The organism is Mageeibacillus indolicus UPII9-5, assembly GCF_000025225.2.
In the GTDB taxonomy this organism is placed as follows: Bacteria; Bacillota; Clostridia; order Saccharofermentanales; family Fastidiosipilaceae; genus Mageeibacillus; species Mageeibacillus indolicus.
Genome location: NC_013895.2, coordinates 1604933 through 1629385 on the forward strand (window position 1 = coordinate 1604933; position 24453 = coordinate 1629385).

The 24453-nt window shown below is 46.6% G+C and carries 21 protein-coding genes and 1 pseudogene; 4 read left to right on the forward strand and 18 right to left on the reverse strand.

Features of this window, described 5'->3' with window-relative positions; translation table 11 throughout:
- Positions 1–28: 28 nt before the first annotated feature.
- The 5 genes from HMPREF0868_RS06900 to HMPREF0868_RS08570 form a co-directional block, all read right to left on the reverse strand.
- On the reverse strand, positions 29–1822 hold the full coding sequence (locus HMPREF0868_RS06900; protein WP_012994017.1) for an oleate hydratase: 1794 nt from the start codon (positions 1820–1822) through the stop codon (positions 29–31).
- A 112-nt stretch (positions 1823–1934) separates the two neighbouring features.
- Complete coding sequence (locus tag HMPREF0868_RS06905) at positions 1935–2525, reverse strand: TetR-like C-terminal domain-containing protein (RefSeq protein ID WP_012994018.1); 591 nt, start codon at positions 2523–2525, stop codon at positions 1935–1937.
- A gap of 139 nt (positions 2526–2664) precedes the next feature.
- Entirely contained in the window at positions 2665–3111 is a 447-nt protein-coding gene (locus HMPREF0868_RS06910) for a hypothetical protein (protein ID WP_012994019.1), read from the reverse strand.
- Positions 3112–3327 carry a helix-turn-helix transcriptional regulator gene (locus HMPREF0868_RS06915; protein ID WP_012994020.1) on the reverse strand — a complete coding sequence of 72 codons (216 nt, stop codon included), beginning with the start codon at positions 3325–3327 and terminating at the stop codon, positions 3112–3114. It lies immediately after the preceding gene.
- 879 nt (positions 3328–4206) lie between these two features.
- A complete protein-coding gene (locus HMPREF0868_RS08570; RefSeq protein ID WP_012994021.1) occupies positions 4207–6042 on the reverse strand; it encodes an InlB B-repeat-containing protein in 1836 nt (611 codons plus the stop codon).
- Positions 6043–6491: 449 nt separating this feature from the next.
- On the opposite strand from HMPREF0868_RS08570, the gene HMPREF0868_RS06925 reads away from it, so the two are divergent.
- Complete coding sequence (locus HMPREF0868_RS06925; protein ID WP_012994022.1) at positions 6492–6719, forward strand: hypothetical protein; 228 nt, start codon at positions 6492–6494, stop codon at positions 6717–6719.
- Here HMPREF0868_RS06925 and rhuM read toward each other — a convergent pair.
- The 12 genes and pseudogenes from rhuM to HMPREF0868_RS06980 all read right to left on the reverse strand — a co-directional run.
- Positions 6698–6970, reverse strand: a pseudogene (gene rhuM, locus HMPREF0868_RS08300) (RhuM family protein); the annotation flags it as partial. The gene HMPREF0868_RS06925 and the pseudogene rhuM sit on opposite strands and share 22 nt — an antisense overlap.
- 206 nt (positions 6971–7176) lie before the next feature.
- Positions 7177–7608 (reverse strand): PaaI family thioesterase, encoded by a 432-nt coding sequence (locus HMPREF0868_RS06930; protein ID WP_012994023.1) that lies wholly within the window; start codon positions 7606–7608, stop codon positions 7177–7179.
- A gap of 22 nt (positions 7609–7630) precedes the next feature.
- On the reverse strand, positions 7631–8758 hold the full coding sequence (gene lgt / locus HMPREF0868_RS06935) for a prolipoprotein diacylglyceryl transferase (protein WP_012994024.1): 1128 nt from the start codon (positions 8756–8758) through the stop codon (positions 7631–7633).
- Between the two features lie 7 nt (positions 8759–8765).
- Positions 8766–10160, reverse strand: coding sequence for a M16 family metallopeptidase (locus HMPREF0868_RS06940; RefSeq protein WP_012994025.1), 1395 nt, complete (start codon positions 10158–10160; stop codon positions 8766–8768).
- A complete protein-coding gene (gene ribF, locus HMPREF0868_RS06945) occupies positions 10142–12505 on the reverse strand; it encodes a riboflavin biosynthesis protein RibF (protein WP_012994026.1) in 2364 nt (787 codons plus the stop codon). The genes HMPREF0868_RS06940 and ribF overlap by 19 nt, the downstream gene beginning before the upstream one ends.
- Positions 12486–13637 carry a tRNA pseudouridine(55) synthase TruB gene (truB, locus tag HMPREF0868_RS06950; RefSeq protein WP_081470281.1) on the reverse strand — a complete coding sequence of 384 codons (1152 nt, stop codon included), beginning with the start codon at positions 13635–13637 and terminating at the stop codon, positions 12486–12488. The genes ribF and truB overlap by 20 nt, the downstream gene beginning before the upstream one ends.
- Before the next feature lie 75 nt (positions 13638–13712).
- Positions 13713–14771: a DHH family phosphoesterase gene (locus HMPREF0868_RS06955; RefSeq protein ID WP_180978044.1), complete on the reverse strand. Its 1059-nt coding sequence runs from the start codon at positions 14769–14771 to the stop codon at positions 13713–13715.
- Entirely contained in the window at positions 14746–15159 is a 414-nt protein-coding gene (gene rbfA, locus HMPREF0868_RS06960; RefSeq protein WP_012994029.1) for a 30S ribosome-binding factor RbfA, read from the reverse strand. The genes HMPREF0868_RS06955 and rbfA overlap by 26 nt, the downstream gene beginning before the upstream one ends.
- 1 nt (position 15160) lies before the next feature.
- The gene (infB, locus tag HMPREF0868_RS08110) at positions 15161–18628 is read right to left on the reverse strand and encodes a translation initiation factor IF-2 (RefSeq protein ID WP_012994030.1); all 3468 of its coding nucleotides are present in this window, start codon (positions 18626–18628) and stop codon (positions 15161–15163) included.
- 251 nt (positions 18629–18879) lie between these two features.
- The gene (locus HMPREF0868_RS06970) at positions 18880–19584 is read right to left on the reverse strand and encodes a DUF448 domain-containing protein (protein WP_012994031.1); all 705 of its coding nucleotides are present in this window, start codon (positions 19582–19584) and stop codon (positions 18880–18882) included.
- Positions 19568–20686, reverse strand: a complete 1119-nt coding sequence (nusA, locus tag HMPREF0868_RS06975) for a transcription termination factor NusA (protein ID WP_012994032.1) — start codon at positions 20684–20686, stop codon at positions 19568–19570. The genes HMPREF0868_RS06970 and nusA overlap by 17 nt, the downstream gene beginning before the upstream one ends.
- Positions 20687–20742: 56 nt before the next feature.
- A complete protein-coding gene (locus HMPREF0868_RS06980; RefSeq protein ID WP_012994033.1) occupies positions 20743–21210 on the reverse strand; it encodes a ribosome maturation factor RimP in 468 nt (155 codons plus the stop codon).
- A 442-nt stretch (positions 21211–21652) separates the two neighbouring features.
- On the opposite strand from HMPREF0868_RS06980, the gene HMPREF0868_RS06990 reads away from it, so the two are divergent.
- From HMPREF0868_RS06990 to HMPREF0868_RS07000, 3 genes are all read left to right on the forward strand, one after another.
- Positions 21653–21937, forward strand: coding sequence for a type II toxin-antitoxin system RelB/DinJ family antitoxin (locus tag HMPREF0868_RS06990; RefSeq protein WP_012994034.1), 285 nt, complete (start codon positions 21653–21655; stop codon positions 21935–21937).
- A gap of 5 nt (positions 21938–21942) precedes the next feature.
- The gene (locus tag HMPREF0868_RS08810) at positions 21943–22104 is read left to right on the forward strand and encodes a type II toxin-antitoxin system RelE/ParE family toxin (RefSeq protein WP_081470284.1); all 162 of its coding nucleotides are present in this window, start codon (positions 21943–21945) and stop codon (positions 22102–22104) included.
- Positions 22105–22255: 151 nt separating this feature from the next.
- Positions 22256–22666 (forward strand): hypothetical protein, encoded by a 411-nt coding sequence (locus HMPREF0868_RS07000; protein ID WP_012994035.1) that lies wholly within the window; start codon positions 22256–22258, stop codon positions 22664–22666.
- A 214-nt stretch (positions 22667–22880) separates the two neighbouring features.
- Here HMPREF0868_RS07000 and HMPREF0868_RS07005 read toward each other — a convergent pair whose 3' ends face one another.
- Positions 22881–24443, reverse strand: coding sequence for a peptide ABC transporter substrate-binding protein (locus tag HMPREF0868_RS07005; protein ID WP_012994036.1), 1563 nt, complete (start codon positions 24441–24443; stop codon positions 22881–22883).
- Positions 24444–24453: the final 10 nt, after the last annotated feature.

Sequence of the window (24453 nt, forward strand, 5' to 3'; positions counted from 1 at the left end):
TCTTAAACATCTTAAACATCTTAAACAATTAAATTATCTTAAATTCTCGCAACATCTCGGCAATATCCGTCCCTTTAATCATCTTGGCCAGTTTAAATTTAGCCAGTGGATTAAGCGGCAGCTTAGGTTTTTGCCCGTCCAGCAAAGCTACTGTCGCATTGAGCAGGTATCTTAAGTCGTAGCGCGAAGCATATACCTCCGGGACCGCTTTCTCCACCCCGCAAAGCACATATACCGCCTCCATAGCCGTCCGGCCGGAGTATTCGGTTGTAAACACCGTATCTCTTCCCGGTTTATCCAAAGTTTCGGCAAACTGCCCGATGAACGCGAAATTAACTGCTCCGTGCGGCACTACAAATGGCCGGTCACCGGCTTTTCGAGGCATAAATTGCGAGGTAATGTAAGGCATCATAACGGGAATAGCCGTACAGCTTTCCGCCAACTCATTGATTTTGCTTGCCGGAACGCCCAAGTGATAGAGCCATTCAGCTGTAATCTCCTTACCGGTACAGTCGCGCATTTTCTTTTTCACATAGTCGCCCTCTTTATCGGAAAACAACCCGTAAACCCAAACGGCTACATCGTTTTGCGGCTGCTCCGGATACTGCCCCTGCCGATTTATCGTCCATGATAGCAGCCACGATGAATCGACACAAGTTACTATACCGCCGGTGACGACCTTGCCGCCGTAAGGAGTTCTTTTCGTTATTTTTTCGATATATTCAGGCACTTTAGTATCGTGGCAAGTAATCGTACAGGATTCCCAGTTACTTTTTTCGACATCGGAGCAGAAAACTTCCGGATGGCCAAAATCATCAGACTTTTTCGCGATATTTTTCCACATTTCCCAACAGCCACCCTGTTCATCGTTCAACCGCGCCGGCGTGTAGTCATCGCCGTAGCTTGAATTTTCCGTCATCGAACCATTTGTAATAAACAGCAAATCGTTTTCCGTCAAAGCAATGGATTTATCATTGCCATAATTGTCTTCCGCGATAATTTTGCAAGCAACCTTCTTGTTTCCTTCAAACTTGAAGTCGACATCCGTCACCTTGGTGTTGTATTGAAATTTGCAACCGTGATTTGTCAAATATCGCACCATCGGCCGCACAATCGAATTATATTGGTCATACCGGGTAAATCTCAGGGCCGACAAATCCGTCAAGCCGCCAACATGATGGATGAAACGGTTCAAATACAGCTTCATTTCCAAAGCCGAATGCCAATTTTCAAAGGCGAACATTGTGCGCCAATAGGTCCAAAAATCGGAATGCAAAAGGCCGTCGGAAAAAACATCTGCAATCGTCTTGCCTTCCAAATACTCATCCTGTGTTATGCAAAGTTTGACAATCTCGCGAGCCTGCTTCTGTGTCAAATTAAATCTTCCGTCATCATAGCGTTTTCCTTGCTGATGCGTAATGCGGCAATTGCTGTAGTTGGGATCGTCATAATTCGTGTAATAATAAGAATCCAAAATGCTCATTTCCGGATCTTCCAAGCTAGGAATTGAGCTCCAAATATCCCACAAGCATTCAAAATGTTCACCTGTTTCGCGTCCGCCTCTGGCCACATAGCCTCTGGTTCCCAGACATCTGCCGTCCAACGAACCACCTGATATGTCCAACTGTTCCAAGAAGGTGATCTTGTTACCGGGCATATGCGCATCTCTAATCAAAAAGCAAGCCGCTGTTAACGCCGCAATGCCGGTTCCTACCAGATACGCCCGCTTATTTTCAATGCCTTGCGGTTTTCTAGCTTTAACCAGCCTTTGCAAATCGCCGTTGGTTAATTTCAGTCTTTTATCATAAGTTTGCAGTACCATAACGACCTCCTGAGTAAGTTTGTAGCTTCTTCAAGTTTGTAACTTCTTCAGGAACATTAAAACATTCACCGGGACGAGTAGCCCCTACCAAAATCTTCCTTTTGAGTCATATTTACTCAAAATCGAAGTTTTGGGTAAACGCCGCTAGCTTCTCACTTCGCTGCAACGACAACAAAATATTGCCGTCCATCAGCTGGCCGATTCTTCGGGTAATAGCTTTAGGATCCGCCCGCATGTCACTTGCCATCCATTGGATTAAAGCACTGCTTAAAGCGCATTGGTAAAAATAGGCAATCAGCTTTATGTCTACCGCATGCGCTTTGGTAGATCTGGCGATACGTCCTACATACTGTTGCATAATTTCGCCGGCCAACGAAAATATATATTTTTCCAAATCAGGTTTGTAGTCTGATTCATAGAGATGTTTGATACAGCTTTTATTGTCCAAGATGAATTTGGCCGCTGAAATAAAGCTTTCTTCCCACGACAAGGTCTCATTGAACTCGTCAATGACTTTTGCCAACTCCATCGCGAAAATTTCTTTTATTACTTGGAACAGGTTTTCATAATGATAGTAAAAAGTTTTTCGTTCTATGTTGCAGCATTTCGCCAGCTCCGTCACCGTCACGTTGTGTAAACTTCTTTGATTTAAAAGTTTGATCAGCTCTTTTACTATCAATTCTTTAGTGTAGTTTCGCGCCACAGATCTACCTCTTTTGCAGCCCTTGTTCAGGTTTTCAGCCTAGCATCGTGCTTTGCATACTTTGCATGCTTTGCATACTTTGCATGCTTTGCATACTTTGCATGCTTTGCATACTTTGTACCAGCCCACCTCAATTGGTTTAGTTCGCAGGCTTAGCGACTTTCCCGGTCGCGCGAAAAAAATTGTGTTCAAGCAGCTGCTGCAGACGTTCCCTGTTTCCTTTGAGCAAAGAATTATTAAACGAAATTTCATAGGAATAGGTCTTGCCCAAATGATTGACATTGAGGTATATCTTGTTTCCCTTATCCTTAAAGCTGAAGTCATATACTTCACGCCATGGGATCAGCAAAAATGGAGCATTGTCTGTAAAACTTAATTCCTTCTCATATATTCCTGTATTGTCAAAATAAAGAACAAACGTTCTGCCGCTGTCTATCGCATAGAGCAATTTTGGTAATAGTAGCCATTCCAAGAGATCTTTGGGTGCGCTATTCCGTTTAACCGCCACAAGATAGTTGTCTGTTGTACCGAATTTTTCCCGGACCATATTGCAGACATCCGAGCTTTTAGTGAAAAACATTCCCATCTATTTATCCTCCTTAAAAATAAAAACTTCTTTGATATCTCGTCCCAAAACTTGGCAAATCTTGTACGCTGTTTCTATTGTTGGACTGATCGTTTTATTTTCATAAGCCATAATGGAACGGCGTTTCAAACCGACAGCTCGGGCTAATTTGTGTTGCGTCAAGCCCATGGCTTTTCGGTATTCGCATATCTTGTTATCTACCTCCAGTTCAGCCATAGAATTCCTCCTGTTTCGCCAACGCGGCTCGCTGGGCTAAATCGAGTCAAATTGTGCTGTCAGCACCACCTAAACGAGCTGCCCTTGGTTACATTTATAGTACCATGTTACATTTATAGTACCACGGCAATTAGAACATGTCAAATTAGCCAATTCCCGAACCGCGTCAATAAAAATTTAGTTTCTAATTCCAGTTAAGCATTGCTTTTTCTAGCACTGAAAAATTACAATTGGCTCTTCTTATAAGGCCGGTTTCTTTTTGCATCAGAAACATTACGCCATCGTTTGTGTTTTTCTTTTGCTGAAGATACTGGGGTAAAATCCATATTTAACCGTTTCTGTCATTGCCTTCTCCTAAAAAAACAGAGAGGACCGAGCCTCTCTGTTCGCTTTAATGTTTCACCTTTAGGATATAGGTAGTGAGACACCTTCTTTAATGTTCCACCTTTAATGGTAGCGGGACACCATCCTTATTTAGTGAAAGCGTAACAAATATTTTTAGGAATGTCAAATTAGCCAATTCCCGAACCGCGTCAATAAAAATTTAGTTTTGGCGAGTCCAAAAGCCATGAAAAGAGATCACCGTCGTTCTATTTCTGCCCGGACATAAAATGTGTTTCTGCCCGAGCCTCCTCTTAAGAGCTACTTTCTCTGCAAAAAGCTGTTTCATACGGGTGCTTGTGGTAACAATTCCTTCAATTTTATTTAATGCCTCTGTACTCCATATCTTTGCGGTTTCAATCAAACGATCTCATGATAACTCCTTCGTCCAGTTAATTTATTTTCGTCCAATTATACTTGTTTTTGGGCGTAAATCAATTTGTTGGACAAAAAAGGTTGCATATAAAAAGGTGGCTCTCACCTCTCTTAGGCAATTCATCATTCGCTTGCAGAGGTATTTGGCACATCATCCTTTTGCCTTGGCACTTGCTCGGGCTGTGGCTTTAGCTCTGGTATTGGCGGATTGGGAGTTGGATCTGGTGTCGGGTCAGGCGTCGGTTCAGGATTCTTCGTGTAAATAGCATATACAGTCATATCACCATTAACAGTAGTTTTCCCATCAAACGCAGTACCTTTACCATCTGCCTTCGTATTCCATTCTTTGAATGTATAACCAGCCTTCGTTGGCTTCTTCGGCATAGACTCATCAGTCAACGCATCAGTATCAATAGCCTTACCAGTTTCTACCTTTACCGTTGCATGCGTCTTATCGCCATCCTTGAAAGTAACCGTGCTTTGAGCAGGCTTCTTAACAATAAAGCTATAAGAAATCAAGTTTGGCTGTTTAACCTTACCCTTGTCATCTTTTTCTAAGGCTTCATCAATACCATCACTAGACTGTTTAGCGGCAAACACAACAGGAAAGACCACATAAGAATGGTGGGCCTCATTATTTTCGGTTGTTACTTGATCTTTATGACGATATTGATCTTTGAAAGGATAAGGATCTTGGTTCTTTAACGCTTCATCACTTGTGGAATAGAAATATTCATAAACACCCGAAGCTCGCCCGATCACCTGACTTGGTTTGTTAACTTCAACATCTTTACCAATCTCTAATTGTTTAACAGATAAGGTAATTTTTCCTAATTGTTGTATCTTCTTAAAACGATCTTTCAGCTTTTCAAATTTATTCTTGTCATTTGTAGGGTTAACATCCTTCATACGAATGCCTACCGTAATTTCATTACTTTGCTCATCATATTTTTTAACATTGACTTCAAAATCATCAGGAGCGCCACTGATTGTATAACTGGTATCTTTCGTCGGTTTTAAGCCCTTAGGTAATTTCATGCGATACACAAAATTGCCATCAGCTTGCGTCAATCCATTCTCCGGCGTGTTATTCACCATCGTATAATAGGCAGGAAATTCTGAACCAATAATTCCTAAAAGTATGGAATTCTGTATGCGACGAACTAAATCAGTATCAACGGTAAATTCTAAATCAAGCTTATCACCAATATGGTGTTCAACCATGGTTGAAGATTTTTGATCTTTTTCTTTAATATCAGCGCGAATATCATAGTTGCCCTCAAGCTTAGACTCTTTACCCGCAATCAGGTCATCATTTATTTTCTTCAACTCATCTGAATACAATAAATCTTTTTTTGCATCAAAGTTATAGGGATTCCATACTTTGCCATCTTTCCAATAGTCATATGGTGGATTTTCCTTATGTTTTATAGCTGGATAATGATCAAGTGCATAGGCTTCATAAGATAGCATCACAATCTTAAATGGTCTCATAAAGGTAAGTGAACCACTGCCCTCAATAATCTTCTTTGTTTCTTCGGTATCATCAAAAATACCCATCGTTGGAAAATCTAAACAATAGCCCGATTCATTCAGCTTGTCTGTCCAATCCAATTTATTCTTTTGAAAATAAGGAATTAAATCTTTTGGAATAAAGCCCCCAAAGCCATTATTTTTATTCTCATACCAAACAAGATCTGACCAATAATTTTGTTTAACAGTCTTTTCGGCTAAAGTCTTATATTCATTTTGTTTAGCCAATACTTTGTTAGTATATTCATCAAATGTAGGGACTTTGCCTGTTTTATAATCTTCTTCTTTAAAATAGTCATACCTTCGTTGAGCTATTGAAGCATTGTTATTGATTTCAGCAAACACTTGGGTAGTCCCTGCCATTACAGCGAATGTGACGAATATGCCCATTAATAAGCTCATCGCCTTTTTTAATAAAGCTTTCATCTTCTTTGCCTCCTTTTTCTGTAAAAAATGCCCATAAAAAATCGACAAAATACGCACCTAACAATTAGGTACATACTTTTGTCGATCATAAAATCTGTATCACCAATAGACAGAGCTAGTCTGTCTGTCTGGGATTTTGTCTGTCTTTTCATGGCTTGTCAACCTTATACGCTAATCTTCTTGAGCTAATTATACAAAATAAATTCTATATAGAATAGTTTTTCATATTACGTTAATTTTACAGTTGTATAAAAAATAAAATTGGTACATTCATCGCAAAACCTGCAATAGTTAGATTCGGACAGCCTTGATAAAAACACGGTCTTTTAGGTTTTCTTGGCCAGACTTATCCGCCCTTTCCGAGTAAGATAAATTAACGTAAAATGAGTGAAAAATAGTCTATCTATGAATATCCATCCGCTTGGCAATATAAATTTAAGGAGGTTGGCATGAAGAAATCTGTGTATCAGGCTATACGACTATTCCTTTTTTCATTATTGCTCCCGCTTTTAGGCCTAATTTTTAGTTTACTTAAATCAATCGATCAAAAAATTGTTTATGACTCACCTTTTTTATTGGTCGGTATAGCTCATGTGTTTGGTTTGACAAAACTTCTACTTTACTCAATCGTTGTCACTCAAAAAACGCTCGAAAACTCAAGTAATTTTTCGAAATAATCTTTGGTAAGTTTTGTGCCCGAATTTCTGAGTCTTTCTTCATCCATTGCCCAACCTTTAATTGTAAAATCTTTTACAATTTGGTTTGCCCACTTTCTAAATTGGACGGCACGTTCGTTATTAACTTTAAACCCTACTGCAATAATCGCTTGCAGGTTATAGTGTTTTGTACTATATAATTTTCCGTCGTTTGCAGTTATTAAGTATTTCTTAATAGCTGAATTTTCGTCTAGTTCGTTATCGTCAAGTATTCAGCAGCAGATGACCTAATTTGGATGATGCTGTCAAAACAGTAATGACTCAGTGTGAGCTGTGGGCGGATAGAACAGACCTGTAGCTTTGCATAATTATCGTAGTTAAACGCCTTCGATAACTCGCCCCTGCTCTCAAGCCTTTGCCAATAGTCATTTCCCTTTTTTAAGTTCAGTGCGGTTAGTTCATTAATTTATCAGCGACGTCAACGCAATAAAGATGAGTTGGCGGCTCGTTCGCGGTTTAGCATTTTCATCGTGTAACGGCCTTCCGCCAGCAATTTGCCCCCGTCATCGCGGAATTCGACCCGATACACGGATGTGCTGCGGCCGTCATGCAAACAAATGACTTCAGCGTTAAGTCCGCCTTCTTTCGTATTGCTAAAGTAGCTGATATTGCCGCTTAATGTCAGCCCTAATTCGCCTTCCGACAGGGCCGCCATCCCGACCATGCTATCACCAAAAGCGTAGATTATGCCGCCGTGAAACATGCCAAGGCCGTTCTCCAAATCGGGGCGCAGGGGCAGTCTTGCTTTAACGTAGTGCTTACACACCATCAGAACCTCCGGATTCATAAATCGGCAAAAATGGTTTTTGGTGACAAATTGGTGGGCATATTCTTTATATTTTTCTTCCATAAATTCGCTTCCTTTTATAAAATTAATTATCATTTTTTGTTGTCGGGGCAGATTGATCAGCTGCCTTTTGTTCCGCCGTGACTGACGTATCAGTTGCTACAGTAGCTGTAGCGTCCGAAGCCGTCGCCCCGGTTGCTTGGTTCTCGTGCTCAGGGGACTGATTCTCATCTGCCGGATTCTCTTCCTCAGATGACGGGTTCTCAAGGGGCACATCCTCGGCTGACGTATCAGTTGCCGCAGTAGCTGTAGCGTCCGAGGCCGTTGCGATTTCCAATGCCGCCCCCCAGCTCAGGCGCAGTTTAGCCGGCAGCTTTTGCCGCGATATTTGCCAATAGCCGTATGCCAGATAAACAATTCCGGCCACGAACATTAGAAACGACAACAACATCGAAACTCTGATCCCCGTATTGCCGATGAACAACGCATCCGTTCGCACCGCCTCCACGAAGAAACGCAAACAACCGTAGGTCATGATGTACCACGCCACCGTCTCCAAATAGAATGTAGCATGTTTCCTTACGTAAAGCAAAATCGCAAAAATCAACATGTTACCAATAAATTCATACAAAAATGTCGGATGTACCGGGGCGGCAGGATTCAGATTGCTGTCATGCAAAGTCTGCAAGTAAGCCCGCGTCCCCTCAGAAATCATCCCCCAAGGCAGTTCAGTATTACTGCCAAACGCCTCCTGGTTGAAAAAATTTCCCCAGCGACCGATAGCCTGACCGAGCGGCAAATAAACAACGAAAAAATCCAGCCAATTAACAAACCTCTTCTTTTTGAAAGCACAAATACAGGCGAAGGCAAGAATTCCGCCGATCACACCACCATAAAAAGCCAGTCCGCCGCGGCGCGTATCGAGAATCAACCACAGATTATCTTTATATTCCGACCAAGAGAAAATAACATAATACAATCTAGCAAAGACAATTATTGTCGGCAATATAATCAAATACGTATCAATGACATCATCCTCTTTGATGCCGAAAGATTTGCTCGCCCGACGCGCCAGAAACAAAGTCAGCAGCACAGCGACAGCAATTAAAAATCCATACCAATAAATCGGGAAACCGAAAACGGTGATAAGCTCACGCTTTATCGGCAAATCATGAATGCCCAAACCGGGGAAACTAACATTAAAACCCGTCATATTATATTCAATCCTTTCTATTTACGTACACTGTACAATAATACATCTCGTCACTCAAATAGGCAAAATTTGCGATGATTTTATCTAAATCAGCCATTATTTCCTTGGCTATTTGTGAAAAATCCGCCAAATCCAAGCCCTCGGCGCACAGACGGGCGTTCGACGATCCACAGCAGCCAACCGAATCCAAACTCGCCAACCACGAGCCCATCACGGCTCTTGTTTCAACCGCCACAACTTCCGGTGACACTTTCAATTCCGCTGTCTGCAAAAATTTGCTCAAGGCAGCAACAGCCGACTGTGGCTGATGACTATCACCGCAAATGAACCAGAAAGCCGCATCCGGTTCGCAAATGTATTGGCAGGCAAAGCTGTCGTTGATCAGACCGGCCGCGCTAAGTTTATGCCAGCTTGGGCTGCTGTCCCCCAAAAGTATCTCGCCCAAAATTTGGCCGACCAATCGTCGCTCGATCAATTGCCGACCAGTCAGCGGCTGCGCCGGATTCGCCATTGGATCTTTAATACCCAACATAAATGCATCAATACCGACTTCGCGCTCAACCGTAATAGTCGGAAGATTTACAGCAAAAGGTTCCGACGGCAAGATTATTTCAGGCTGGGGAGCCTCACTCGGCGACACAATTCGCCCAAGCCGCAACAATTCTGACAGTCGTCTATCCAGCATGGTTAAGACAGCTTCTTCCGGCAACTCACCCGACAAAGTCAGTTTGATTTTATTCGGCAAATAAAAATTATCGATCGCCGGTTGCAAATTTTCCGCCGTCATTGTCGTAATCGATTCAATCGTGCCGCAGATATCGATTTTTTGCGGATGATTTTTAAACAAAGCATTCATCAGATCCAAATAACTGTTTATCTCGGGGTCGTCCAAATACATGTTGTATTCAGCCAAAATTATTTTGCGTTCTGCTTCCACTCGTTCGGCGGTGATCTCAGGGTGCATCAAAGCTTTAAAATAGGCATCTAAGGCCGTTAAAAAATTCTCGCCATTCGGGGAAAAATCAGGGCCGCTCATGTAAAATTCTGTATGATAATTGGAGGTAAAAGCATTAGCGTCAAAGCCTAGCATCGCCATCTGATTCAGCATGCCTCCATCCTCATCGCGGCTGAAAACGCAATGCTCTAAATAATGGGCCGTGCCAGCTGGGACAGTATAGGTTGCCGCAGAAGCAGACGCTCCATGATAGTTCAAGTCACGAAAGTTTAGGAAATTAGAGCCGTATGGCACGGTAAAGTGCGCGTATTTATTCACACGGCCAGGCATTGGAACGAACGTGACTTCAAAGCCGGTAGGCTCATGGATGAACTTTCGCAAAGTCAAGGCTGTTCCTAGAACTTTTTTTTCACTGCCGACAAAATTGGCTATTTTATTTTTCCCCACATTTCCTCCTGAAAATTTTTGTTATCTGTCGTCGGTTGCAAACTGTAGTCCACTTTCCACTCCAGTTGAGCTGCCAAGGCCTGCAGTTCCGGCAATGTTACGGCTTTCACTATTTCAGAATACGTTTCCGGGCGTAGATTCCAACCGGACTGCAATTGGCGGATATAATATTCGAGCAACGCCGCCGGGCGATCCTGCAGCAGAAGTTTCTCATTTTGCATCATTTTTTTGGCCCGAGCTACCGCCTTTTCCGGCAAACCCTTTTCCTTCCATTCTTGCAGAGCTTCCCGCAACAAAGTTTTTGTTTTTATTTCCTCGCCGGGGTGAATACCGGCGCAAACCGCCAGCACGGAGCGAAACGGCAAAATCGACGTATAAATTTCATAAGCCAAACCGTGTTTTTCGCGCACCAAGTCAAAGATCAATGAGCTGCTGTCCCCACCTATAACATAATTCAGCAAAGCCAAACTGATGAGTTTTATTGATGTATAGGGTATTTTCGTGTCCAAAAGCACATTTAACCTGCTTTGCTCCAGTTGACCGTTATCCGTGAATGAACCACAACCTTGTATGGATGTAGGATGTGGCCGGCGTCCCGGCACGATTTCTACGATTGGGTTTGTGAAAAACTTAGCCAATTCAGGCAATCTTTCTGCCAAAACCGCCTCAAGATCCGCATCCGGCCGTCCCAATATGTATATGTCGACTTTGGCTCGCGACAAAGTCTCCCGGTAAGCCCGCTCTACGTCCGCTATAGAAAGTTGCCGCAAATACTCTATATCACCTATCGATGACATGCTGTACACGCTGTCCGGAAAAGCTAACCGCAAGGTTTTGCACCATGCCGCGGTCGGTTTGTAGGCCTGTTGTGCCGCCCATTCATCAAGGGCATTTTGCTTCACGCGGTCAAAAACATCCTGCCGCCACCCTCCTTTTTCATTCAGTGCCGGGCGGAGTAAGCATTGCAAGGCCAGATCCAACGCCTCGGCAAAGGGTTTGCTCCCGTCGGGGGTCTGGTGTAAAGCATTGACCCTGATCATCGTCTCTTGAATGTCACCGGCTTTTTGACCATCTGCATAAATCGAAGCGTTATACAAATTTTTTAAATGCTTATTCAACAAATTTTCTTCCGGGTAGGCCGCTGTTACCGACGTCAAATAACTCAAAGCGACAGACACGGCTGCACTTTCCGGCTTGAGAGGCAGGCTGAACATTATTCTGGCGCGGCTGAGGACGAAACGGTCCGTCGGGAGGTAATAGACATTTATATTGCCAACGGTCATGCTCAGATACATTTCTTCCATTACCTTGTTTGGCTTGATCGCGGTGGCACAATACTGTTTTATCGCCGATTTCAAAGAAGCCAAGTCCGCAAAACTTTTCTCGGGCTGCATAAATTCCCAAAGTTCTACATTAATTTCACTACCATATAAGTCAATTGCGGCATCAAAAATATGAGTTTCCAGTTGCAAATGCTTTTGTTTTTCATTTACTGTAGGTCTGATGCCTAAAAAAGATATGCTGCGATAAGCCCTTCCGTTGACGCGGGTGAGTGAACGGTAAACGCCGTGCGGCGGCAAAACTCGGCTTTCGTCCACTAAAATATTCGCCGTGGCAAAACCCAGTTCGCGGCCAATAGCATTGCCTTTGATTACTCTGCCGGCCAACGTAAAATGCCTGCCGCTTAATTTTGCCGCCAAGCTCAGATCGCCGGCCGCGATAGCTGTACGGATTTTGGCGGAATGTACCGTTTCCGTCCCTATTGTAACCGGAGGAACAACGCGCAGCTCAATATTATGTTCACGCGAAAAATTCGCTAGTTCTTCAACGCCCCAAGACATGTTATGCCCGAAGCGGAAATCGTAGCCAACAACAATCAGTTTTACCGGCAGATTGGGCAAAACCACTTTGGTCAAGAAATCTTCACCGGATAAATCGGCTAAGGCGGGGGTGAATTTTTGGATGAAAGTCCGTGCTACCCCTATGGAAGCTAGATCATGTAAACGCTGTTCTTTGGTTTGCAGTAAGCCGGTTACAATGCCGGGGCGTTTAAATTTGGGCAAAGTGTCAAAAGTCCAGACGTCGGGGGAATAGCCGTGTTTGCCACATTCGTATATGAGGGTGCGCAAAAGTTCACGATGGCCTTGATGCACGCCGTCAAAAAAGCCGAGGCACAGTCCCACCCCGTTGCAGGCCGAAAACTCCGGTGCCGCCGATTCCGCTTTGACATCGGAAAGTGCCGGGGTAAAAACCACCTCACTTACCTCACCCGCCTCACTTACGCCATCTTTCACTCCAGCCGTCGCTGATTTTGCCAAATATAATTCAGTTTCGATAATCTTCACGAGCAATAAAAATCCTTTCCGGGCATAATACCTTGATTGTCGCCTGCGTCGCGGCAAGGCCACGGTGATAACTTTGCGGCTTCTCTTCAGCCGGGAAACCCATGCCGAGGAAGCAGTCTTTATAAAACATGGCAACAAACTCCGAGTCGCCGGCCGTCTCCCCACAAATATCTGCTCCAGACCCTTGGAGCGAAGCCGCCTCCTTAGACCTTACTCTGATTTGCCGCAAAATCGCCTGCTGTTCAGCACTAAGCCAAGCTACCGGTAAGTGCTTGCCGTTGATCAAGTCTTCTCCTTGCCGATATTCCAAATCCAGCCGTGGAAAAGTCTGTATCGCGGTTTCCGATGGTAACAAAAAATTTTGCCAGTTTTCCGTGGTTAGATCAACCAGTCTTACCGCATCCGCAGACGTAAACGGGCCGCAGCGGGTACGTTCCAAGGCGATCAAATGCCCACAGGTACCAAGTGCCTCGGCCAGTTGTTCCGCCCACGCCCTGACATATGTCCCTTTTGACACGTCTAAGTTTAACCGCAACCACGGCCATTCTGCCGCTTCAGGACCGTCCGCGGCTTTAAAGTTCAATTCTGTCGCCCCAATTTTGTCAGGCAAATCCGGAATTGAAGTCAGGCCGTAATCCGCCAGAGCAGCCGCATAAACATTTATTTTACGGGCAGAACGAGGAATATCCAAGCCTTGCCGGGCTGCTTTGTAAAGCGGCCTTCCGTTGACTTTGACCGCCGAATACATTGGCGGGACCTGCATTTGCTCACCAGTCAAGTTAGCAACAGCCCGACGAATAGTCTCCCCGTCCGCGGCCTGCCAAGTAGACCATTTTTCTGCGATACGAGAATCAGCATCCGTCAGCCGACCGGTACAGTCGCCGCTATCCGTAGACGCACCAAGCACCAAAGTTGCCGAATAGCTTTTATCATAACCGTCCATGAATCTTACCGCTGCAGTCGCCCGACCCAAGCAAATCGGTAAACAACCCTCAGCAAAAGGATCAAGAGTGCCGCAATGTCCGATACGCTTAATGCTCGTCAAACGGCGCAACCGATTAACGACATCAAATGAAGTCATCCCGACAGGCTTATATATATTTATTATACCCTGAGTTTCCATATTCTCCATTATCTGTTCAGTATGATTCTACATTAAGAATTTCGATGTATTTTCCGGATCATCTCCGGTTATCTTATCCCAAAATCATTCCAATTGCTGCATAGCTTTTGCCACAACTCGGCTAATAATCTCCTCCGCCGTCAACCCGGTCACTGTGAAACCAGCCGCACGCTTATGACCGCCGCCACCCAGCCCGGCCGCCAATTTTTGTGCATCGAAATTCTCACTGCTCCGAGCACTGCCGCGCCATTTACCGCCGCCTTCTCCCCGTAGAACGACCGCTGTTTCGACCCCGTTTACATTGCGAATTTGATTGGTAAGCCCTTCAAAATCACTGTCTTCCGCACCGACTTTCTGTATAAATTCAGCTGGGAACAAACACACTGCCAGTTTGCCTGCCATGTAAAACTTCGTATTTTCGCCCAAAAAGCCGAGCAACCGCAATCTAGCCGGCGTACAGGCATCGAAAAGAGCCACCGCCAGTTCCGCCACCGGAACATTGAAACGCCGCAAAAAAGCAACCGCGAAAAGGGTCTGTTCACGCGTGTTTGAATAACACAGCCGGCCGGTATCGGTGATTATACCGACGATTAAAGCAACGGCCACATCGAAATCGAACAAGTCGCCCCCGATATTTTTCTCCATCATATATATAAGGTAGGTCAAAAGTTCACAAGTGGCCGCCGCCATGGAATCGCGCAAAACCTGACAACCCCGCTCGGCCTGCGCGTCCTTTTCAGCGATGTGATGATCAATCATGTATTTGAATTTATGCTTAGCAAAAAAATCGGCCCGTTCGCCAATTCTCGCTCCTCCGCCACAATCAACCACTATGCCAACTTCCGCGACCTCAGCCTCCGGCCATACCTTTACCAACTCCCGTCCACTTGCCGGAAGTACCTGCATCTTCTGCGGCACCGCTTCTTCGGCTACAATTTGCACACAAGCACCCATCTTCTTTAAAACCAGCCCCAAAGCCATCGCCGCTCCTAAAGCATCGCCGTCAGCGTTTATATGCGGGAAAATCGAAACAAAACGACCGTCGCGGCAGTGCGCCGGCAGGTCGCTTGCTAGTTGAGACATATCTTCAAATGCCGGAGCATTAAAGTCAAGCCAATTATTCATCTTGTTCTCTTTCTTCATCCTTATCCGCCACAGTTGCTGCCTGCGCACGCACCTTGGCATCCGCGGCCAACGTAGCATCAATCAGCTTGTCCATGCGCAGCCCCTCCTGTACCGAATTATCCGGTTTGAAATGAAGCTCCGGCACGATCCGCAGCCGTATCAGCCCGGCAATCTGCCGCCGTAAATAACCGGAAGCCGACTGCAATCCGAGCAAACAATTCTTTTGCGCAAGCGCGTCGCCTAACACGCTGATATAACATGTAGCATGGCTCAAATCATTGGTAACGTCTACGGCGGTGACCGCCGTAAACGGTAATACACGCTGATCTTTCAGGCCTCTTTGCAAAATTTTGCTCAGCTCACGTTTTATTTGGTCGCCTACTCGTTCAGCTCGTAACGCACTCATACTATTCACGCTCAACTTCCTGCATGGCGTAAGCTTCTATAACATCGCCTTCTTTAATATCGTTGTAATTTTCCAGAGACAGACCGCATTCATAGCCTTGGGCCACCTCTTTGACATCATCTTTAAAGCGTTTTAAAGATGCTAGTTTACCGTCCCAAATCTGTACACCGTCACGCACTAGGCGAACCATGCAATTGCGCTGAATTTTGCCGGAGGTAACGTAGCCGCCACCGATAGTTCCAATATTTGAGGCCCGGAAAACCTGTCGAATTTCCACTTGACCTAAGTTTACTTCTTCAACTTTCGGTGCCAGCATTCCTTTCATTGCCGCTTCAACATCATCAATCGCATTATATATGACTCGATAAAGGCGAACGTCAACCCCGGCATCTTTCGCCTGGTCAGCAACATTGCCGGACGGACGAACATTGAAGCCGATAACGATAGCGTTGGAAACCTCGGCCAAGCGAATATCACTTTCGGTAATCGCGCCAACACCGCTGTGGACGATATTAACCTTGACTTCATCGTTGCTTAGCTTTTGCATGGCTTGATCCACCGCTTCAACCGAACCGTTAACGTCAGCTTTAATGATCAAATTAAGCTCTTTTACTTCACCAGCGGCCATGCGGCTGAACAGATTGTCCAAGCTCATCCGCGAGCTGCCACCGATTGAGGCTTCGCGATTTTTGATGCGGCGTTTCTCGGCCAAAACTCGGGCAGTCTTTTCGTCGGCCACCTGATAGAAAGTTTCACCGGCTTCTGGCACTCCCGGCAGACCAATGATCTCTACCGGAACGGACGGTCCTGCCTGTTTGATGGTTTTTCCTCTAGCATCGGTCATCGCCCGGATATGGCCGAAAATGTCGCCCATAACCACAGAGTCTCCGGTATGCAAGGTGCCGCGTTTAACCAGCAGCGTAGCCACCGGGCCGCGTTGTTTATCCAATTTCGCTTCAATAACTATGCCTTTGGCTTGGCGGTTGGGGTTAGCCTTCAAGTCCAAAATATCCGCCGTCAAAAGCACCATTTCCAACAGTTCCGCTACGCCTTCCCCGGTTTTGGCGGAAACCGGTACCATAACGGTAGATCCGCCCCATTCTTCGGGAATTAATTCGTGTGCAGCCAGTTCTTCTTTAACACGTTCGGGGTTGGCTCCAGGGCGGTCAATTTTGTTTATAGCGACTACAATTTGGGTGTTGGCCGCTTTGGCGTGGTTGATGGCCTCAATGGTTTGGGGCATAACACCGTCATCAGCAGCCACTACCAAAATGGCTATATCTGTCGCTTGTGCTCCGCGAGCACGCATGGTTGTGAACGCTTCGTGGCCGGGGGTATCAAGGAATGTTATCTTGCGGCCGTTCAAATTAACCATGTAAGCACCTATGTGCTGCGTGATTCCGCCGGCCTCTCCGTGCGCAACGGAAGAGTTTCTGATGTAATCAAGCAGTGAGGTTTTACCGTGATCGACATGGCCCATTACGCAGACGACCGGCGGCCGTGTTTCCAGATTTTCATCTTTGTCGTCACTGTCATCAAACAAAATATCTTCTTCGGTAACCTCAACGATTTTTTCGGTCTGTATGTTGAATTCGCCGGCGATGATTGACGCTGTATCGTAATCAAGTTCTTGGTTAAGTGTTGCCATCACGCCCATTTTCATAAGCACCTTGATAACTTCGGCCGAGGTCTTTTTTAGGGCTTCGGCTAGCTCTTTCACGGTAATCATTTCGGGCAGGCTGACGTTGGTCAATACAGCATGGATCACCGGGGCTGGAACGGCCTCTTTTTTGTTACGGACGCGGTTGCGGCGGCCGCGTTCAAATTCGCTGTCGTCAAAAACTTCATTGTTGCGGCGTTTGGCGGTTATCCGGTTGCGTAAGTTGTCACCGTCTTTGTGACGGTAATCGTTTTTCTTACCGGCGGCGCTGTCGCGGGTCGCAAAGGCTGACCGGCTCGCTTCGCGGGAGTTGTTCAGAAGTTCCACTTCAAATGCGGGACGCTTGGCCGGCTGTTTGCGGGAGTGGCTTTGCAGTTTTGGCTCGTCTTCGCTGTCTTTGTCTTTGCCGGAGAATCTCATGTCTAAACCGGAGCGACCGCCACGGCCGGGGCCGTAGCCGCCTTGGCGGTAGCCGCCATTACTGCCGGCATTGCCGTTGCTATATCCATTGCGGTTACCACCATATCCATTGCCGCCACGGCTGCCGTTGTTGGCATTGTTGCCGTTGTTGCTGTTGTTGGCAGAGTTACCACCATTTTCAGTATGGTAAGGGGCGTTTCCGGCGCCCTGGCCGTTGCGGCGATTGCCATAGTTGGCCGGGGAATTGCTGCGTTGCGAGCTAGCCTTGGCTCTTTGCTCCGCCGCTTTCTTACGCGCCGCCGCCTGAGCTGCAAAGCGGGCTGCAGTTGCCGCCAATGCACTCTTTGCCGGGTCAACCACCGCGCCGACCTTACGTTCCGCGCCGGCCGGATTGCCGGGGGTTACCGGTTTGTTCGGTTGGGCAGTTGTTCCGGTGCCGGCAACATGTTTATGCGTCTCGTTTTTAGTGTCTTTCCCAGATCCGCGGGTCATATCGGCTGTAGCAGCCGATCCGGTTACTTCACCGCCTTTATTTTCGCCTGAATTTTCCTTTGAAACATTCGCTGAATTTATCGTCGTTTTGCCCTCCCCATGCTTGACTGTATGCCCGTTTGAGTCGGGCTGACGATTATCTTCTGTAGGTCGTTTTGACCTGTTGGCAGCACTCGCTGCTTTGTTGTCTTGTTTCAATTTTGTCGGTTCGTCCGAGTTGGCTTGTGCTGCGTTACCCTCTCCGGTTTTCGTTCCGGCAGCTGCTCCGGCCAATGTTTCTTTTGTGGCTGTCGGCACCCCACCGACTTCTAAACCAGCATCTGATTCACGCACTGCGTTCGGCATTGTCGGTTTTTCACTGACGTTAGCAGTTGATGACTGAGCATCGGTCGTTGCCGTCGCTGCGTCGGTTACCGTTTCACCCGTGCCGGTTTTTGCGTGCTTATTTCCGCCCTCGGCCTCATCTTTCAACTCGGGGTTTTTATTTTCATTAGTTCTATTGGGATATTCGCTCAGGCTGTTAGAACTGTATTGGGGTTCTTTACTTGCCTCAGCTCCACCGCCTTGCATGCCGTCCGCAGTGCCGTTTGAACTGGCGGCGGTCTCGGACGCTTGCTCTTCAGCTTGTTTGTTCGATGCATCGGAATAATCCGAGGTATCTTGCTCGGCATGACCTGCTGTGGCTGCTGTGTTTTCCATATAGTCCGTCAGGTCGTCTGCGGCGGTCTTAGAGGCAGATTTTTTCTTGACTTTAATCATTTTTACATCTGCGGTAATTCGTTTACCTGAAACTCCCTGCATAACTATGGTTGGCCCACGGTTTCCTTCTTCGTCTTCCTTAAGATTCTCATTTGGTAAAGCGCCGGCTTCCATATCTTTCAGGTCTTTTTCTGTCATAAATTCTCTGTCCTCCAATTCATGCCGCCGTGTTTTGAACGGTCGCAATGTTAAAAGATTGCGCCGACAAACGACTCATTCGATAATTATACTATATACTTAACTTCTTTAACACACCAACTTTATACAACTTGTCGGCAGTCCGGCCTCGGTGTCTATCGTTTCGTCGTCCTGACCGGCAGTCCGGCCTTAGGGCGCATCGAAGATCGAGTCAACTGCCACAACCGCCAAGTCAGTGGCCAGCTCTTGGGCTAGCTACGTTTCCCGTTCTCGGCTTCGGACGTCTCCGGAATAGAGATGGCCGCCGAGTCATGGTCCACATCCGTGGCCGTAGTCAGATTTGCGCTCAAGGCGACGTCTGAGTCACCGGATCCGGCCATGTTCTGGCCGCCAGCCAAAACACTGCGCAACCCGGCCGCCAAATCAGCGCCGGTGACTGCGATTGCCACCCGCATATCAGCCCCTGTCACCCGTCCAAGTTCCGCCTTCGTGCAGATTCGATACAGTTCAACCGCACGGTCACGGCATAATTCCGCAAAATCCTTGTACGTATTTGCCGCCACGTCCTCGGCCAAAATTAGCAGTTCAGCTTCACCGCGCTTAATTGCCAGCTCCGCCCCCTGACTGCCGGCCACAAGATTACGCCCTCGCCGCCCCAATCCGATTAACGCCAACACCTGAGCCGGTCGTTCTCCATTTTCCAACTCTTGCCATTCAGTTCGCAGAGCCGTCGCGGCCGCAGCAGAAATTGGGGCCTTTAGTGCCGCAGCCAGCTTGCCGCTGAGCAAACCGCCATAAAAGCACTCTGTATTGCGGCAGACATAAGCACCGCGGCCAGGAGCCTTGCCAGTTCTATCCAAGGCTATCGTGCCGGCAAAATTAACGATACGGCGGAACTGCCTTTTATCGCCTTTGTGGCGACAGACCACACACATGCGTTCAATTTTTTTCGCCATTATCAGCCTCATATTCGCTGGCCGCGCGGTCAAAACGATGTATTAATTCCTGTTCCAAATTTTGGCGCACTTGACTTTCACTCTTAATATCTATTTTCCAGCCGGTCAGACGTGCCGCTAGATGCGCATTTTGTCCTTCCTTGCCGATGGCCAGAGCCAGTTGATTGTCCGGAACTACCACCGCGGCCATTTTGCTTTCCGGCGCGACTTCAACGCTGACCACTTTGGCCGGGCTAAGAGCGTTGGCGATGAATTCTTCCGGGTTGGGACTCCATTGAATAATATCAATTCTTTCGCCATTCAGTTCATCCATGACCGCCTGCACCCGCATGCCGCGTTGGCCGACACACGCACCGAGTGGGTCAACGTTTTCATTATTGGAACGCACCGCAATTTTTGAGCGAGAACCGGCTTCCCGTGAAACCGCCATAATCTCAACTGTGCCGTCTTTGATTTCCGGCACTTCATGTTCAAACAGTTTGCGGACAAGGTTTGGATGGCTGCGGGACACGTAGACCACCGGGCGACCCATTTTTTCATTTACGCGCAAAATATACAGGCGCATTTGCTTGTTGAAATCGTAGTTCTCACCTCGAACCTGCTCATTGCCCGGCAAAATGGCTTCAGCCCGTCCAATATCAACTATGACATCGCGACGATCGCGGCGTTGCACGACCCCGTTGGCCAATTCATTGATTCGCGAACTGAACTCATTTTGGATCCGTTCCCGTTCCGCGTTGCACAATTTCTGATTAATAACATTTTTGGCGGTAGCAGCGGCCAGACGACCGAAATCCTGCGGTGAAAGTTGGTATTCCAAAACATCGCCAATATCAAAATCCGGCGAAAACTTGCGCGCTTCTTCCAAGGAAACTTGCAAAGATGAATCGGCAACCTCTTCCACAACCTCTTTTTCCAAAAAAACCTGCATATCTCCGGTTTCGCGATCTACTTCAGCCCGGATATTATCCGAAGACTTTACGTCAAACTCACGTTTATAGGCTGACACCAAGGCTTCTTCAATTGATTGAAAAAGTATCTCTGCGTCAATTCCCCGTTCTTTTTCCAAAAGTTTTATAGCTTCTATAAGTTCAACATTCATCTGTTTCGCCCTTCCTTTCGCATCTTATATGTTATTATCTTTAAACTCATGTTATTTCAGTCAAATGTAATTACTTGCTTGACCTTTGCTCGCTCGGCGGCTGTGAAGCTCAAAACCCCCATATTTTCTACCGCTAGCTTTAAAACGCCATCATCCACGGCAACAATTTCGCCGACAAATTTTTTGTGACCGTCCCGGGCCTGATACAAGGTTACTTCCACTTTTTCGCCTTGATGGCGCAACAAATCGCTGTCTGTTTTCAACGGGCGATCAAGGCCGGGGCTGGATACCTCTAAGTAGTAGGCCTGATCTATCGTCAAGTTTTCATCTATCAATGGGTCAATGGACCGGCTCACCTCGGTGCAGTCGTCCAAACCGACGCCGCCACGTTTGTCAATATAAAACCGCAAAAACCGATCCGGTCCTTCTTTAACAAACTCCACGTCCACCAAATCGTAGCCCATATCGTTGATCAGTTTCGCACATAAGCTTTCCGCCTGTGCAGCAATTTTACTTTTGGCCATATTTCCTCCTATCTCAAAAACCGCGTTTTACACGCACCGCTCGACCGCGCTCTGTCGCAACACTGGTTGTCACGGCACTGCTGTAGCGGCACTGACTGTCAACGGCAAATAGCTGAAATTGCCTTTTCTCATGCTCACTTGGAGCGGAGAGGAATATAAAACGAAAGAGTGGGCAAAACCCACTCTTTACACGGAACGCATAAATACATAAGTATTCTAGCACATCGTCCCAGCTTTGACAAGGCAATTTAAAGAAATCCACGACCGCCGACATTGTTTGATTTTCCCTATTACCCTTTGAATACGCTGTTTTTGCACGCGAGACCATGCGCCCATTCCCCATGGAATAGGTTTTTAGAGATTTTGACCGCCCCTGAACATTATTTTGGTCGCATTTGTTTCACTTTTGAAATACAATATAGCCAGTAGGAGGTATAAAACTATGGCTAAAACTGCAAACATCAATGTCCGTATTGAACCCGAAGTTAAACAAAACGCTGAAGATCTTTTTGGTAGCTTTGGTATCTCTGTAACAGATGCCATCAATATTTTCTTGCGTACATCCATTATGGAAGGTGGTTTCCCTTTCACAATCAAGCAACCAAGATTTAATGCTGAAACACTGGCAGCAATGCAAGAAGCACGTGACATCATGTCCGGTAAGATTCAAGCCAAATCCTATAAAACCACAGATGAGATTCTTAAAGCACTCAATACAGAGGACTAGGTTATATGCTTCAAATCCAAACGACATCCAAGTTCCGTAAGGACTACAAGCGCATCAAAAAGCGAGGTCTTGACATCTATTTACTCAAAGAAGTCCTTGACAAACTCTGTGCTAGGGAAACGCTAGACCTTAAATACAAAGACCACGCTGACCTATTTAACATGTAAATGACCATTTTTTCATTACTATTTTCTCTTTTAAGTAACCACAGCAAGAAAACCTACGTGCTCTTGCAGCAAAAATCATAGCGGCAGACACTTTTTTTTGTTATAATGAACAAAAGCTGAACACCTCAATTTAAACAAAGGAGAGTAGCGTATGGTAAAACTAATCGTCGGACTAAAAGGAAGCGGCAAGACCAAGAGATTAGTTGATGAACTCAATCAACTTACCGCCCTAGGCAAAAATGTTGTGTGTATTGAACCGGGGCAGCGCTTGGATAAAAATGTCAAATATACCGTTCGTCTGGTGAACATCGAAGATTATCCCGTAACCGGCTATCAAGAATTATTGGGATTTATTGCCGGCATCAGTGCCAAAGATTTCGATTTGGATGAATTATACATTGACAGCATTTACAAAGTAGCTCGTTCCGAATGTCTGGAAAGTTTGGCCGGTTTCTTAGACAAGCTCGACAGTTTTGTCAAAGACAAAAAGTTCAATGCTACGGTCATGCTCAGCGCTGAACCGGAAACACTTCCGGCTGAGATTAAGAAATACATGGTTTAATCCGAAGTACTTGGTATAAGCTCCAAAGTACTTGCTACAAGCTCTAGGCCAGCTCCTAAAAGACGCCGGGGCCAGCATCGGTACAGAGTGCAGAGTACAGAGTGCAGAGTACAGGGTACAGAACCGTACCCCGATAAAATAAGGCCGACATATCGTCGACCTTATTTTTATGAGTTCATTTTTATGCGCTATGGAAGAGCCTAACACGAAAAGACTAGCGCGGCACGGCTGCTCGCCACTGCAAATCACTGAGCAACATTTTGCCTGTCGTATCGACACTTACCCCAACCAGATGCGGCCTGGCCAAGACCAATGCATTGCGGGTAGTGAGCGGCAGTATTCCACTTTTTCCGGCCAAATGCTGCCAAACAGTTTCCAAAGTTGCCGCCTGCGCCGCTTTTTGGTCACCATCCGCCCAAACCGCCGCCTTTGCGGTCGAGTCAAGCTTTAGGCAGCCACGCAAATCCCACAAACGCAGCAGACCGTCAATATCGCCATTCGGTGCCAACTCGGTTGTATACTCAAAATCCGGCACTTTGGCGGAATCCGGAACCCGAATCAGACGGAATTTAATTTTAACAGCATTCAGCCAGTCCTTGCTCACACCCACCAAAAGCCGATTTTCCAAAATCGTAGGTCCACCCAAACCGACCGTAAACTCTTCCTTCAGATCCTCAAGCTCCTGCTTTGACAAATCACCCGTCAACTGCGCCGCTATTTCGGTACGCATCGCTTGAGTCGGCGTCTTCCGCTGCGGCCACGGGGTTGATCCATCCTTCAAAATGACATCGGCTTGGAACGGAGCATCCGTTAAATCATATAATGCCTGTCGTTTGTTTTCAGTTGCAAATAGCTTGTGCGTGAAATTGTTTAGTTTAACATAACCAAGCCGGGCAACCGAGAAACTCAGCTTTTCGGGACTGCTTAAAGCGGCCTGACGCCGATCTTTGCCGATGGTGTAAAACGGATCTCCGATAAAATCAATATTGCCGGCGTGATAAGCCTCATAGGCCTGAACCTCATCCGGAATAACCGCGATATGCACATTTTTCAGCCAAACATTAGCAAAATCCCAATATGCGGGGTTGGCCTTCAGCGTAAGCGCATCCTTTTCCTGGCCTTCCAGAACATACGCGCCGTTGTATAACGGCTTGCCATCCGCCCCTTCTTTCGTCGGGAAAAAGAAATCTTGCGTCAGCCAAGCCGGGAAATTGGTTTGGGGTTGAGTCAAAGTTATGGTCAGAATATCGCCGGCCGCCTGCAAGCCGACTGCTTCAGCGGCTACTTCGCCACGACTATACTCTGCCGCCTTTTCAATCACAAAGCCGCGGTAGGCCTCGGCTCCGGCGGTAGTCAGATGTTTGAGCCAGCTACGGCGGTAATCATCCGCTGTCAATTTGCTGCCGTCCGACCATTTCAAATCAGGGCGCAGCTTGACATGCCAAACTTTGCCGTCCTCCGCCGGTTCAATTGTTTCCGCCTGCTGCAGGCGAATCCGGTTGTTGCGCCAATTGACCAAGCCTTCGTAAAGCTGATCCAGCACGGCTTTTTCGCTGAGATCATGCGGCATTTCAGGTTGCAAAGTACGCGGAGCAGTTTGGATCGCTAAGCGCAAATCCGTCCGAACGCTTGCCGTCGTCTGACTCTTGTCGTTGTCTTTCAGCAACGCCCGTTCCGCCTCGGACAGCTTTGCTTCGTTACCGCCACAGCCGGCCGCTACAGCCATGATAAGGCCGACAGCCAAACCAAGACTGAGGGTCCGTTTAACATTAAACATTGTATGTAAC